Annotated in this window: 12 protein-coding genes; all 12 read right to left on the bottom strand. The window is 67.1% G+C overall.

Going from position 1 to position 12,790, the window contains the following annotated elements; translation table 11 throughout:
- Window positions 1–109 precede the first annotated feature (109 nt).
- On the bottom strand, window positions 110–772 hold the full coding sequence (gene rnhB, locus AC5P8Z_RS02840) for a ribonuclease HII (RefSeq protein WP_286071423.1): 663 nt from the start codon (window positions 770–772) through the stop codon (window positions 110–112).
- Window positions 769–1,971, bottom strand: coding sequence for a lipid-A-disaccharide synthase (gene lpxB, locus AC5P8Z_RS02835; protein WP_495228314.1), 1,203 nt, complete (start codon window positions 1,969–1,971; stop codon window positions 769–771). The genes rnhB and lpxB overlap by 4 nt, the downstream gene beginning before the upstream one ends.
- A 53-nt stretch (window positions 1,972–2,024) precedes the next feature.
- Window positions 2,025–2,816, bottom strand: coding sequence for an acyl-ACP--UDP-N-acetylglucosamine O-acyltransferase (lpxA, locus tag AC5P8Z_RS02830; RefSeq protein ID WP_495228020.1), 792 nt, complete (start codon window positions 2,814–2,816; stop codon window positions 2,025–2,027).
- A gap of 15 nt (window positions 2,817–2,831) precedes the next feature.
- Entirely contained in the window at window positions 2,832–3,290 is a 459-nt protein-coding gene (gene fabZ / locus AC5P8Z_RS02825; RefSeq protein ID WP_032128326.1) for a 3-hydroxyacyl-ACP dehydratase FabZ, read from the bottom strand.
- The gene (lpxD, locus tag AC5P8Z_RS02820; protein WP_495228019.1) at window positions 3,287–4,309 is read right to left on the bottom strand and encodes a UDP-3-O-(3-hydroxymyristoyl)glucosamine N-acyltransferase; all 1,023 of its coding nucleotides are present in this window, start codon (window positions 4,307–4,309) and stop codon (window positions 3,287–3,289) included. The genes fabZ and lpxD overlap by 4 nt, the downstream gene beginning before the upstream one ends.
- Before the next feature lie 421 nt (window positions 4,310–4,730).
- On the bottom strand, window positions 4,731–7,094 hold the full coding sequence (bamA, locus tag AC5P8Z_RS02815; protein WP_286071426.1) for an outer membrane protein assembly factor BamA: 2,364 nt from the start codon (window positions 7,092–7,094) through the stop codon (window positions 4,731–4,733).
- 74 nt (window positions 7,095–7,168) lie between these two features.
- Window positions 7,169–8,527, bottom strand: coding sequence for an RIP metalloprotease RseP (gene rseP, locus AC5P8Z_RS02810; RefSeq protein ID WP_295565648.1), 1,359 nt, complete (start codon window positions 8,525–8,527; stop codon window positions 7,169–7,171).
- A gap of 56 nt (window positions 8,528–8,583) precedes the next feature.
- Window positions 8,584–9,774 carry a 1-deoxy-D-xylulose-5-phosphate reductoisomerase gene (locus AC5P8Z_RS02805; RefSeq protein ID WP_286071428.1) on the bottom strand — a complete coding sequence of 397 codons (1,191 nt, stop codon included), beginning with the start codon at window positions 9,772–9,774 and terminating at the stop codon, window positions 8,584–8,586.
- A 2-nt stretch (window positions 9,775–9,776) separates the two neighbouring features.
- Window positions 9,777–10,613, bottom strand: coding sequence for a phosphatidate cytidylyltransferase (locus AC5P8Z_RS02800; protein WP_295565649.1), 837 nt, complete (start codon window positions 10,611–10,613; stop codon window positions 9,777–9,779).
- The gene (gene uppS / locus AC5P8Z_RS02795; RefSeq protein WP_286071430.1) at window positions 10,610–11,377 is read right to left on the bottom strand and encodes a polyprenyl diphosphate synthase; all 768 of its coding nucleotides are present in this window, start codon (window positions 11,375–11,377) and stop codon (window positions 10,610–10,612) included. The genes AC5P8Z_RS02800 and uppS overlap by 4 nt, the downstream gene beginning before the upstream one ends.
- A gap of 5 nt (window positions 11,378–11,382) precedes the next feature.
- The gene (gene frr, locus AC5P8Z_RS02790; protein ID WP_057497699.1) at window positions 11,383–11,937 is read right to left on the bottom strand and encodes a ribosome recycling factor; all 555 of its coding nucleotides are present in this window, start codon (window positions 11,935–11,937) and stop codon (window positions 11,383–11,385) included.
- 96 nt (window positions 11,938–12,033) lie between these two features.
- A complete protein-coding gene (gene pyrH / locus AC5P8Z_RS02785; RefSeq protein ID WP_495228016.1) occupies window positions 12,034–12,762 on the bottom strand; it encodes a UMP kinase in 729 nt (242 codons plus the stop codon).
- Window positions 12,763–12,790 lie beyond the last annotated feature (28 nt).

Below are 12,790 nucleotides of genomic sequence, written 5' to 3'. Positions count from 1 at the left end.
GAAGACGGCCGGGTTCAGGCGTGCTGGAGGCTGCTTTCTGTAGAGTCGGGCCCATGCCCGGCTGCTGCGGACAGCCGAGCATGGGCTCGGCTCTACACCTCCAGCAGGCTCAGGCGATGGCCGCCACAACCGGCGGCACTTCCAGGCACTCACGCACCGGGGCGAAGCTGCGGCGATGCTCCGGGCATGGGCCGTGCTCGCGCAGCGCGGCCAGGTGAGCCGGGGTGCCATAGCCCTTGTGCTGCTCGAACCCATACTGCGGGTGGCGGGCGTGCACGTCCTGCATATAGCGATCGCGCGAGACCTTGGCCAGGATCGAAGCGGCCATGATCGCGCGGTCGATGCCGTCGCCGCCGACCAGCGCCTGCGCCGGCACCACCAGGCCCTTGGGCACCACGTTGCCGTCGATGCGCGCGAAGCCGGCCACATGGGCCACCGCTGCAACAACATCGCGCATGCCCTGCAGGGTGGCCTGGTAGATGTTCAGGCGGTCGATGGTGTCGGCGTCCACCAGCACGACGTGCCAGGCCAGAGCGCGTTCGACGATGCGGTCATGCAGCTGCTCGCGGCGGGCCGCGGTGAGCTGCTTGGAATCGTCCAGGCCGTTGATGCGCGGCCGGGATGGATCGAACACCACTGCTGCCACCGCCACCGGTCCGGCGAGCGGACCGCGGCCGGCCTCGTCGACGCCGGCGACCAGGCGCTCCGGCTCGACCACCGCGGCGCCGTCGAACAACGCCAGGCTGGCCGCTGCGGCATGGCGCCGGCTCATGCCTGTGCCTGGCCGCGCATCAGCAGCTCGCCCACGGCGTCGGCGGCGCGTGCGGAGGCGTTGCGGCGCAGGCGCTCGTGCAGGCGCGCGTAGGTGTCCTGCAGGTCGGTCACCCGCTGTGGGTGGTCGAACCATTGCTGGACGGCCGCGGCCAGCTTGTCCGGTGTGCAGTCGTGCTGCATCAGCTCCGGCGCCAGGTCCTGGCCGGCCAGGATGTTGGGCAGGGCGAAGCGGTCCACCTTGATCAGGCCCAGCGCCTTGACCAGGCGGTAGGTCAGCTCGTTGACGCGGTAGCCGACCACCATCGGCCGCTTCACCAGCATCGCCTCAAGGGTCGCGGTACCGGAGGCCAGTACCACCACATCGGCGGCGATCATCGCGTTGCGTGCCTCGCCGTCGAGCACGTGCGAGAACGCCACCGGCAACGCCGAGCGTGACAGCTGCTCTTCGATCAGGCGCTTGCAGGCCGGGTTGGCCGCAGGCACCACCACATGAAGGCCCGGGATGCGTTCGGAGACCTGCCAGGCGGCTTCGAAGAACGGTTCTCCCAGGCGCGAGATCTCGCCCAGGCGACTGCCCGGCAGCACCGCCAGCACCTTGGCCGAGGTCGGCAGGCCGAGCGCGGCGCGGGCTTCCTCGCGGTTGCCCTGCAGCGGAATGTCATCGGCCATCGGGTGGCCGACGAAGCGCGCGTCGATGCCGTGCTTGGCATAGATCGGCGGTTCCATCGGGAACAGGCACAGCACCAGGTCGGCGCTGCTGCCGATCTTCTCCGCGCGCTTCTCGCGCCAGGCCCAGACCGAGGGGCTGACGTAATGCACGGTGCGCACGCCGCGCTGCTTCAGCCAGCGCTCGATGCCCAGGTTGAAGTCGGGCGCGTCGATGCCGATGAACACGTCCGGCTGCCAGTCCAACGCACGCTGGCGGAAGGCCGAGCGCAGTTTCAGCAGGCGCGGAAGATGGCGCAGCACCTCGGTCAGGCCCATCACCGCCAGTTCGCTGGCATCGTGCCAGGTCTGGCAGCCGGCGCTGCGCATGGCATCGCCGCCTATGCCGGCAAATTCGGCATTCGGGAAGCGTGCTTTCAGTTCGCGTACCAGGCCCGCACCGAGCAGATCGCCAGAGGCTTCACCCGCAACAAGGGCGATCCGCAACGGGCGCTCGCTGAGCACCCGCTGCGCGGGGACGCTGCCGGCCATCGAGGCCAGCGGAATCACGGCGGCGCCGGCCGGCGCCTGGCCGGTCGCGCTGCTCATCGCAGCAAGGGCCTCTCGGCGTGCTCGATGAAGTCCAGCATCGCCTTCACGTCATCACTGTCACGCGCCTGTTCGGTCAGCTGCACCTTGGCTTCTGCCAGCGGCAGGCCCGCCACATACAGGGTGCGGTAGGCACGCTTGATGGCGGAGATGCGCTCGGCATCGAAGCCGCGGCGCTTCAGGCCTTCGCTGTTGATGCCGCGCGGGCGGCCCAGCGAATCGGTGCCGACCATGGTGAACGGCGGTACGTCGCCATTGGTCAGCGCGCCCATGCCGAGGAAGGCATGCGCGCCGATGCGGCAGAACTGGTGGGCGCCGGCGAAGCCGCTGATGATCACGTAGTCGCCCACGGTCACGTGGCCGGCCAGCGTGGTGTTGTTGGAGAACACGCAGAAGTTGCCGACATGGCAGTCATGCGCCACGTGCGTGTAGGCCAGCATCCAGTTGTCGTTGCCGATGGTGGTGATGCCGCCGCCGCCGCCGGTGCCGCGGTTCAGGGTGACGAACTCGCGGAACACGTTGCGGTCGCCGATCACCAGTTCGGTACGCTCGCCGGCAAACTTCTTGTCCTGCGGGTCGCCACCGATCGCGGCGTGACCCAGGAAGCGGTTGTCGCGGCCGATCTTCGTCGGGCCGTGGATGCTGCAGTGCGGGCCGACCACTGTGCCGGCACCGATTTCCACATCGGCACCAATCAGGGTGAACGCGCCCACCTGGACGTCGTCGGCCAGACGCGCGGCCGGGTCGATGACGGCGGTCGGGTGGATCCGTGGTGCGTTGTCAGTCATTGCTGTCTCCGTGGATCAGCCCTTGGCGCCGGCACACATGACTTCGGCCGAGGCAACGACTTCACCGTTGACCTTGGCTTCGCCGTAGTACCAGCCCATGTTGCGGATCAGGCGCTTCATCTGCACATCCAGCATCAGCACGTCGCCGGGGACGACCTGCTTGTTGAAGCGGGCGTTTTCCACCTTGACCATGTAGAACAGCTTGGACTGCGAGTCGCGGCCGAGCGTCAGCTGGGTCATCACGCCACCGGCCTGCGCCAGCGCTTCGATGATCAGCACGCCGGGCATGATCGGACGGCCCGGGAAGTGGCCCTGGAAGAACGGCTCATTGATGCTGACGTTCTTCTGCGCCAGGATGCGCTTGGCATCGATGTCGAGTTCAAGCACCCGGTCCACCAGCAGGAACGGGTAACGGTGCGGAAGCAGTTCCTGGATCTGGCAGACGTCGATCGGAAGCTGCAGCGTGTCGTTCATTCTTTCTCCTTGCCAGCAGCCAGGACGCGGCGTGCCAATGCGTCCAGCTGCTTGAAGCGCGCGGCGTTCTTGCGCCACGTGCGGTTGTCGGTCAACGGGGTGCCGGACGAGTACTCGCCCGGCTCATGGATGGAATTGCGGACCACGGACTTGCCGGTGATCACGACCTTGTCGCAGATCTCGAGGTGGCCGACCACGCCGACATGGCCGCCGAGCAGGCAGTAGCGGCCGATTTTGGCGCTGCCGGCGATGCCGGTGCAGCCGGCGATGGCCGAGTGCGCGCCGATCTGCACGTTGTGCGCGATCTGCACCAGGTTGTCCAGGCGCACGTCTTCGTCCAGCACGGTGTCTTCCAGGGCACCACGGTCGACGCAGGTGTTGGCGCCGATCTCGCAGTCGTCGCCGATGCGCACGCCGCCGAGCTGCGGCACCTTGATCCACTTGCCGGCGTCCATTGCCAGGCCGAAGCCATCGGCACCGAGTACGGCACCGGGGTGGACGCGCACGCGCTTGCCGAGCGTGACCCGGGTAACCAGGGTGACCCGGGCGATCAGCTCGCAGCCGTTGTCCAGTTTGCAGTCCTCGCCGATCACGCTGCCGGCGCCGATGATGCAGTTCTCGCCGACCACGCTGCGCGCGCCGATGGAGACGAAGGGACCGATATGGGCGCTGGCCGCGACCCGGGCGCTGGGATCGATGACGGCGCTGGGGTGGATGCCCGGCGGGCGCGTCGGTGCGATGTCGAACAGCGCGGCGATCTTGGCGAACGTGGTGTACGGGTCCTTGGCAACGAGCGCGGCGCCGGGGGCGGCTTCGGCGTCGTCGGCACGCAGGACCACCAGCGAGGCCTGGCTGTCGGCCAGCTGGGCGCGGTAGCGCGGGTTGGCGAGGAAGGTCAGCTGGCCAGGACCGGCATGGGCGAGGGTGGCCACGCCATGGATGGCGGTGGCGGGGTCGCCATGGACCTGCAGGCCGAACTGCTCGGCGAGTTGCTGGGCGGTGTAGGTGGGAGTATTCACGGCGGGAGTTTAACGTGAGACGCCATTTCGGTCATGCGGGGGGGCATGCAGCCAACGGCAGGGCCACTTGCGGCCGGCAGAGCCAGTGTCATGGGCTGGGTCGGACGGGGCGGGGCTGCGGGGGGCGGCGCAAGTACGTCCATGTAGCCTTGGTCGCCGCATCCATGCGGCTCACACCCCCGCAGCCCCGCCCCGTCCGACCTCCGACGGCGTGGCGCGAGTGCCAGCCACGGAAAAACAGAAAAGATCAAAAGCAGAGCGGGCGTTTCCGGCATCCGGGCCAAACGAAAACGCCGGGCAGAGCCCGGCGCTTGGCATCCCGTCTGGTGGAGAGCCCCCCCTTCTGTTAAGGGGGGCGCGCCAACGGCGCGGGGGATAGGAGGGATGCGCGCGCAGTTCTGATGAGCCGCAGGGCGGTTCGTCAGAACTGCCCACCGAAGGTGAATTGCAGGCGTTCGATCTTGTCGCCGTCTTCCTTCTTCAGCGGGAACGCGTAGCTGATCGAGATCGGGCCGACCGGGGCGCGCCACAGCAAGGCCACACCGGTGGAGACACGCAGCTCGTTGGCCTTGAAGTTGTCCACGCCGGTATAGACGTTACCGAAGTCGACGAAGGCCGACACACGTGCCGACGGGCTGTCGAACAGGCGCGGGAAGTAGGCTTCGACCGAACCGACGGTCTTCAGCGAACCACCCAGCGGCTGGCCTTCCGGATAACCGGCGGTGACTTCGCGCGGGCCGAGGGTGTTGTCCTCGAAGCCGCGCACCGAGTTGGTACCACCTGCATAGAAGTTCTCGTAGAACGGCAGGCCCGATGCAGTGACAGAGCGCAGGTTGCCGTCCTTGTCCGGCACCATCGCGGTCTTGTCCTTGCCGTAGCTGTCGCCGTAGCCGATTTCGGCGCGGGTATTGATGACCAGCGACGGCATGATCGGCCAGTACTTGCTGATCTGGTAATTCAGCTTGTAGTACTCGATGGTCGAGCCCGGCAGGGTGGTCTCCAGGCCAACACGCTGGTAGGTACCGCGGGTCGGCATGAAATAGTCGTTGCGCGAGTCGCGTGCCCAGCCCAGCTCCGTGCGCCATGCGTGGAAGGTCTTGCTGCCCAGCACGTTGATGTAGTCGATGATCGACTGCGGGGTGGAGCCCTGGTAGGTGGTGATCTGGTTGCTGTCGATGCCGAACATCAGCGAGACGGTGTCGGTCTCGGTGATCGGCACGCCGAACACCACCTGCGCCGAACCATTGGTGCTGTTGTACTGCGCGGTGTTGAAGTCGGAGTAGTCCAGCTCGCGCCAGGACAGGTTGTAGCCCAGCGACACGCCGTCATCGGTGAAGTACGGGTTGGTGTAGCTGAAGCCATAGCGCTGCAGGTAGCTGCTGCGCGAGGCTTCCACCGACACGCGGTTGCCGCCGCCGAGGAAGTTGTTCTGCGACAGCTGCACCGACGTGGTCATGCCGTAGGACTGCGAGTAGCCCAGGCCGAACACGAAGCTGCCGGAGGTGGTTTCCTTGACGTTGTAGACGACGTCGACCTGGTCGTTGCTGCCGCTGACGGCCGGGGTTTCGACGTCCACCGACTCGAAGTAGCCCAGGCGCTGCAGGCGGATCTTGGAACGGTCGATCGCGGCCTGCGAGTACCAGCTGTTCTCGAACTGGCGCATTTCGCGACGCATCACTTCGTCGGAGGTGCGGGTATTGCCGCGGAACAGGATGCGGCGCACCGACACGCGCGGGCCCGGAACGACCTGCATGTTGATCGCCACGGTCTGGTCGGGGCGGTTGGTGGTCGGGATCGGGTTCACCTTGGCGAACGCGTAGCCGATGTTGGACAGCGAGTTGGTGATGGTGTCCGAGCTGAATTCCAGCAGCGCACGCGAGAACGTGTCGCCCGGCTTCTGGATCACCATGCGCTCGACGTCCTCCTGCGGGAGGATGGTGTCACCGCTGACCTTGATCTCGGAGATCTTGTACTGCGCACCTTCGGTCACGCCGGCGGTGAGGAACATGTCGCGCTTGTCGGGGCTGATCGAAACCTGGGTGGAATCGATGCTGAAGTCGACGTAGCCGCGGTCCAGGTACCAGGAGTTGAGCTTTTCCAGGTCGCCGGACAGCTTTTCCTTGGAGTACTGGTCGTCACGGCGGTACCACGACGCCCAGTTGTGCTCCTTGGATTCCCAGGTCTCCAGGATGTCCTTGCTCTCGAACTTCTCGGTGCCGACCAGGTTGACGTGGCGGATCTTGGCTGCCTTGCCTTCCTTGATCGCGATCGCGATGTCCACGCGGTTGCGGTCCAGCGGGCTCACGGTCGGGGTGATCTCGACGGTGTACTTGCCGCGGTCGTTGTACTGGCGGCGCAGTTCCTGGGTCACGCGGTCCAGGCTCAGGCGGTCGAAGGTGCCACCCTCGGTCAGGCCGATGTCGGACAGGCCCTTGAGCAGCTGCTCGGACTTGATGTCCTTGTTGCCGGTCACGGTCAGCTTGTTGATCGCCGGGCGTTCCTTGACCGTCACCACCAGGATGCTGCCCTGGCGGTCCAGCTGTACGTCTTCGAAGAAGCCGGTCTTGTACAGGGCGCGGATGGTCTCGCCGACCTTGTTGTCGGTGATGGTCTCGCCACGTTCCACCGGCAGGTAGGTGAACACCGTGCCCGAGCTGATGCGCTGCAGGCCGTCGACGCGGATGTCGCTGACAGTGAAGGGCTCGGCTGCCTGGGCCAGGGCGGGAGCGCCGGTGACGGCGGCGAGGGCGAGGGCCAGCAGGCGGCGATTGGGGAGTCGCGTCATGTCACGTCCGGTAGGAAGGTCGATTTCATTGGTGCGGGATGCCGACGCTGTAGACGGCAACAACGTGGAAAAGTTCATCGCGGGACCAGGCCGAGGATGTCGTTGTAGAACGCCAACCCCATCAGCCCGGCCAGCAGCGCCAGGCCGATGTATTGGCCGGCGGCGATGGCACGCTCGCTCAGCGGGCTGCCCTTGACCAACTCGATAAGGTAATACAGCAGGTGGCCGCCGTCCAAGATCGGGATCGGCAACAGGTTGATGATGCACAGGCTGAGCGACAGCAGGGCCAGGAACTGCAGGAACCAGTCGAGGCCGCGTTTGGCCGAAACATTGGCCACGCGGGCGATGGTGACCGGCCCGGAAACGTTCTGCAGCGAGGCTTTGCCGGTGACGATGCGGCCCATCATGCCCAGCGAATCGGCGGCCAGGCGGCCGGTTTCGCGCACGGCGACGGTCACCGCGTCCAGCGGCCCGTAGCGCAGCAGGGTGTCGTAGGCAGGGCTGTAGGTGGTGGGGAAGCCGACGCCGATCTGCCAGACCGGGTTGCCCCTGCCATCCTTGCCCTGCCGCGGGGTGACTTCCAGTGCGAGGCGTTCACCGCCACGCAGTACCTCGATCATGCCGGGGCCGCCGGCACGGCCCAGGGCCTGGATCTCGCCGATCACCTGGTCGACGCTGTCGATGCGCTGGCCGTCGATCGCTACGATCAGGTCGCCTGGCTGCAGCTGCCCGGCCACCACTGAATCGGCGGTCAACGAGTCGACCAGCGCTGGTTGCAGCCACGACTGCCAGTACAGGCCCGCCAGGATCGGCACCCGTCGTTCATCGAAACCGCTGGGCAGCTGCGACAGCGGCAGGGTGCGCACGCGCACCTGGTCTGCGGGGTCGAGCACTTCCAGCTTCACGTCGCGGCGATCCATCGCGGCCGCGGTCAGCGCCATGCTTGCCTCACCCAGCGTGACCACCTGGCGGTCATCCACGCGCAGCACGCGGTCGCCACTGACCAGGCCGGCGCGGGCGGCGATGCCATCGACCCGGCCGATGGTCGGCGAATAGTCCTGCTTGCCGATCACGAACATCGCCCACAGCAGCAGGATGCACAGCAGCAGGTTGGCGATCGGCCCGGCGGCCACGATGGCGATGCGCTGCCAGACGGTCTTGTGGTTGAAGGCCTGGCCGCGCTCGTGCGGGTGGACTTCAACCTCGCGCTCGTCGAGGAACTTCACGTAGCCGCCCAGTGGAATCGCGGCGATGGCGAACTCGGTGCCGTGCCTGTCGCGGCGCGACCACAGGGGGCGGCCGAAGCCGACCGAGAAGCGCAGAATCTTGACCCCGCACAGGCGCCCGACCCAGTAATGCCCGAACTCGTGGAACGTGACCAGCAGCCCGAGGCTGACGATCATCCACCAGACCGATCCGATGAAGTCAGTCATGCAGGCTCACATTGGCGGGCAGGGGCGGCGTCGTCATGCGTGTGCGAGGCGGTCGTTCAGGCGGCGTCGATGGCGTTCAGGGTCAGCTGGCGTGCCCGCTGGTCGGCGGACAACAGGACCTCCAGTGTATCGGCTGCTTGCGTCGGCAGTGTTGAAAGAGCGTTAGCTACGAGCTCCGGGATGGTCAGGAAACCGATCCGGCCCTGAAGAAACGCTGAAACCGCCTCTTCGTTGGCGGCGTTCAGCACCGCCGGGGCAGTACCGCCGGCCTGCATGGCCTGCCAGGCCAAGGCCAGGCAGGGGAAAGCGTCGGTGTCGGGGGCTTCGAAATCCAGCCGGCCCTGCGCCAGCAGGTCCAGCCCGGCCACGCCCGATTCGATCCGTTGCGGCCAGCCCAGTCCGACCGCCAGGGTGGTGCGCATGTCCGGCAGGCCCATCTGCGCCAGGGTCGAGCCGTCGACGAACTCGACCAGCGAATGCACCAGGCTCTGCGGGTGCACCAGTACCTCGATGCGCTCACCGGGGATGCCGAACAGGTGGTGGGCCTCGATCACTTCCAGGCCCTTGTTCATCAACGTCGCCGAATCGACCGAGATCTTCGGGCCCATGGACCACTTCGGGTGGGCTACGGCCTGGGCCGGGGTAACCTGGGCCAGCTCGGCACGGCTGCGGCCACGGAAGGGGCCACCGGAGGCGGTCAACAGGATCCGGCGCACGCCGGCGCCGTCGATGCTTGCGTCGCGCGAGCGCAGGCACTGGAAGATCGCGCTGTGCTCGCTGTCGATCGGGATGATTTCGGCGCCTGCGCGTTCGGCGGTACGGGTCAGCAGCTCGCCGGCCAGCACCAGCGATTCCTTGTTGGCCAGGAGGATCCGCTTGCCTGCGGCGGCGGCGGCCAGGGTCGAGGACAGCCCTGCGGCGCCGACGATGGCCGCGACCACGGTGTCGCAGGCATCGCTGGCGGCCAGCTGGTCCAGCGCGGCATGACCGGCATGGGCCTGCGTGGCAAGCCCGGCGTCGCGCAGGCCATCGCGCAGCTCGGCATACAGCGATTCATCGGCGATCACCGCGTGCGCGGGCGTGTGCAGGCGGCATAGCGCCAGCAGCGCCTGCACCTGGCGGCCGGCGGCCAGCACCGTGGCCTGGTAGCGCTGCGGGTGGCGGGCGATCACGTCCAGCGTGGAGGCACCGATTGAGCCGGTGGCGCCGAATACGGCGACCCGGCGCAGGTCTGCGACAGCATTCATGGTCAGAACCCGAAGATTTCCTTGCCCAGCGCGAACACCGGCACGGCGGCGAGGACGCCGTCGACACGGTCGAGCACGCCACCATGGCCCGGAATCAGGTTGCCCGAGTCCTTGGCACCGGCGTGACGCTTGATCAGGCTTTCGAACAGATCACCCAGCACCGAGGCGAACACCGCCACCACCGAGGTGATCAGCAGGCCCGGCAGCTGCGCGACGTCGATGCCCGCCAGCCAGCCCAGGCCGACGGCCACGGCGACACCGGCCAGCAGGCCACCGAACAGGCCTTCCCAGGTCTTGTTGGGGCTGATGCGCGGCGCCAGCTTGTGCCTGCCGAAGCGACGGCCGGCGAAGTAGGCGCCCGAATCGGCTGCCCACACCAGTGCCAGCGCGGCCAGCAGCCACAGGTGGCCCTGCTTGCCCGGCGGGTCACCGCCGGCGTGGATCAGCACCAGCGCTGCCCAGGCCGGAACGATGGCCAGGGTGCCGGCCAGCATCTTCACGATGCGCGAGGGCGCCGTCGGCTGCGCGCCGAAGTTGAAGAAGCGCAGCCAGACAAGTGCGGCCAGCCACCAGGCGACACCGGCCAACGTGGTGATCTGGAACAGCACCAGCGTGCTGCCATCGGCCCACACCAGCAGCACCATCAGCAGCAGGTTCAGCACCAGCAGCACGGTGCGCGCGAGGGTGTCTTCGATGCCGGACAGCTTCAGCCATTCCCACAGGCCGATCAGCAGCACGGCGGCGGCGGCGGCGGCCAGCCATTGCGTCGGCAGCAGCAGGATCGCAGCGATGGCGACCGGCGCCATGATCAGCGCGGCGAGGACTCGGGTCTTGGTCATGGGCTGGAGGTCTCGGTGGCCAGTGCGGCGATCTGGGCGCTGGTCAGGCCGAAACGACGTTCGCGGCTGCCATAGGCGTCAAGCGCCTGCTGCAGCAGGTCGGCGTCGAAGTCCGGCCACAGGGCCTCGGTGAACCACAGCTCGGTGTAGGCCAGCTGCCACAGCAGGAAGTTGCTGATACGGGTGTCGCCACCGGTACGGATGAACAGGTCCGGCGGCGGCAGGTCGGCCAGGGCGACCTGGCTGCCCAGCAGCGATTCGTCGATCTGTTCGGGCAGCAGGCGGCCGGCGGCGACTTCCGCGGCCAGGGCACGTGCGGCGCGGGCGATATCCTGGCGGCCACCGTAACTGGCGGCAATCGACAGGGTCAGTGCGGAATTGTCGGCGGTGCGTTGTTCGGCCAGCTGCATGCGGCTGACCAGGCCGGCACCGAAGCGCTCGCGTTCGCCGATGAAGCGCACGCGCACGCCGCGCCGATGAAGTTCGTCCACTTCGCGGTCGAGCGCGCCGAGGAACAGCTTCATCAGGGCATCGACTTCTTCCTGCGGCCGGCCCCAGTTCTCGCTGGAAAACGCGAACAGGGTCAGCGCCGGAATGCCCAGTTCAAGGCAGCGCTCGATGGTACGGTTGACCGCGCGCGCGCCGGCACGATGGCCGATCACGCGCGGGCGACGGCGCTGCTGTGCCCAGCGACCGTTGCCATCCATGATGATGGCAACGTGGCGGGGCAGGGCGGCCGGCAACGGAGGCGGGACTGAAGGCATCGACTTCAGACCGACAGCAGTTCTTTTTCCTTGTCGGCAACGACCTTGTCGACGTCCTTGATGTTGGCGTCGGTCAGCTTCTGGATGTCGTCTTCGCCGCGCTTCTTCTCGTCTTCGCTGATCGCCTTGTCCTTGACCAGCTTGGCGATTTCCTTGTTCGCGTCCTGACGGATGTTGCGGATCGCGATCTTGGCGCCTTCGCCTTCCTTCTGCACCTGCTTGACCAGTTCCTTGCGGCGCTCTTCGGTCGGCGGCGGCATGTTGATGCGGATCGCGGTACCCAGCGTGTTCGGGGTGAACTCGGCGTTGTAGAGACCCTTTTCGATCTCCTTGATCATGCCCTTGTCGAACGGCGTGACCAGCAGCGAGTGCGCATCGGCGTTGGAGATCGACGCAACCTGGTTCAGCGGGGTGCTGGCGTTGCCATAGGCATTGACCGTCACGCGGTCCAGCAGGGCCGGCGTGGCACGCCCGGTCCGGATGGAGGTGAGGGTGTGCTTCAGAGCGTCGATGCTCTTGGCCATGCGCGTCTGCGCGTTGTTCTTGATGTCGTTGAGCATCGCCCGGTCCTGGATGTATCTGGAATCGGGCGATTATAGGCGAATACGGGACGCTGCCGGGCCTGAATCGGCCCGGTTGTCGCCTTGCGCTCAGGCTCAGGCCGGATCGCGGCCCTGGACGAGGGTGCCGATGTTCTCGCCGCTGAGGATCTTCAGCAGCTCGCCCGGCTGGCCCATGTCGAACACGCGCATCGGCAGGTCGCTGTCGCGGGCCAGTGCGAAGGCGGCGGTATCCATCACCTCCAGGCCGCGGCGGATCACTTCGTCGTAGCTCAGGCTGTCGAAACGGACCGCGTCGCTGTGCTTGTTCGGGTCCTTGTCGTACACGCCATCCACCTTGGTCGCCTTCAGCAGCAGGTCGGCGCCGATCTCGATCGCGCGCAGAGCGGCGCCGGAGTCGGTGGTGAAGAACGGGCTGCCGACGCCGGCGGCGAAGATCACCAGGCGGCCCTTTTCCAGGTGGCGGATGGCGCGGCGGCGGATGTAGTCCTCGCACACGTCGTTGATCTTGATCGCGCTCATCACCCGGGCCTTGGCGCCCAGCTTTTCCAGGGCGTCCTGCATGGCCAGGGCATTGATGACGGTGGCCAGCATGCCCATCTGGTCGCCGGTGACCCGGTCCATGCCGCCAGCGGCCAGGCCGGCGCCGCGGAAGATGTTGCCGCCGCCGATCACCAGCGCCACTTCGGCGCCTGCCTGCTGGGCTTCGATGACCTCGCGGGCCAGGCGGTTGATGATCTTCGGGTCGATGCCGTAGTCCTCATCTCCCATCAGCGCCTCCCCGGACAGTTTCAGAAGGATGCGGCGATAGGCGGGCTTGGACATGGGGACCTCGGGTGCGTGGAAATCGCGG

The organism is Stenotrophomonas sp. YJH_SMC_17 (genome assembly GCF_059371655.1).
This window is presented reverse-complemented; position numbering and strand designations above follow the sequence as displayed.

What these genes read in the sequence shown, in the direction of transcription:
- rnhB (WP_286071423.1), bottom strand. Translation starts at nt 772, where the DNA reads ATGAGCCGGCGCCATGCCGCAGCGGCCAGCCTGGCGTTGTTCGACGGC.
- lpxB (WP_495228314.1), bottom strand. Translation starts at nt 1,971, where the DNA reads ATGGCCGGCAGCGTCCCCGCGCAGCGGGTGCTCAGCGAGCGCCCGTTG.
- lpxA (WP_495228020.1), bottom strand. Translation starts at nt 2,816, where the DNA reads ATGACTGACAACGCACCACGGATCCACCCGACCGCCGTCATCGACCCG.
- fabZ (WP_032128326.1), bottom strand. Translation starts at nt 3,290, where the DNA reads ATGAACGACACGCTGCAGCTTCCGATCGACGTCTGCCAGATCCAGGAA.
- bamA (WP_286071426.1), bottom strand. Translation starts at nt 7,094, where the DNA reads ATGACGCGACTCCCCAATCGCCGCCTGCTGGCCCTCGCCCTCGCCGCC.
- rseP (WP_295565648.1), bottom strand. Translation starts at nt 8,527, where the DNA reads ATGACTGACTTCATCGGATCGGTCTGGTGGATGATCGTCAGCCTCGGG.
- AC5P8Z_RS02805 (WP_286071428.1), bottom strand. Translation starts at nt 9,774, where the DNA reads ATGAATGCTGTCGCAGACCTGCGCCGGGTCGCCGTATTCGGCGCCACC.
- AC5P8Z_RS02800 (WP_295565649.1), bottom strand. Translation starts at nt 10,613, where the DNA reads ATGACCAAGACCCGAGTCCTCGCCGCGCTGATCATGGCGCCGGTCGCC.
- uppS (WP_286071430.1), bottom strand. Translation starts at nt 11,377, where the DNA reads ATGCCTTCAGTCCCGCCTCCGTTGCCGGCCGCCCTGCCCCGCCACGTT.
- frr (WP_057497699.1), bottom strand. Translation starts at nt 11,937, where the DNA reads ATGCTCAACGACATCAAGAACAACGCGCAGACGCGCATGGCCAAGAGC.
- pyrH (WP_495228016.1), bottom strand. Translation starts at nt 12,762, where the DNA reads ATGTCCAAGCCCGCCTATCGCCGCATCCTTCTGAAACTGTCCGGGGAG.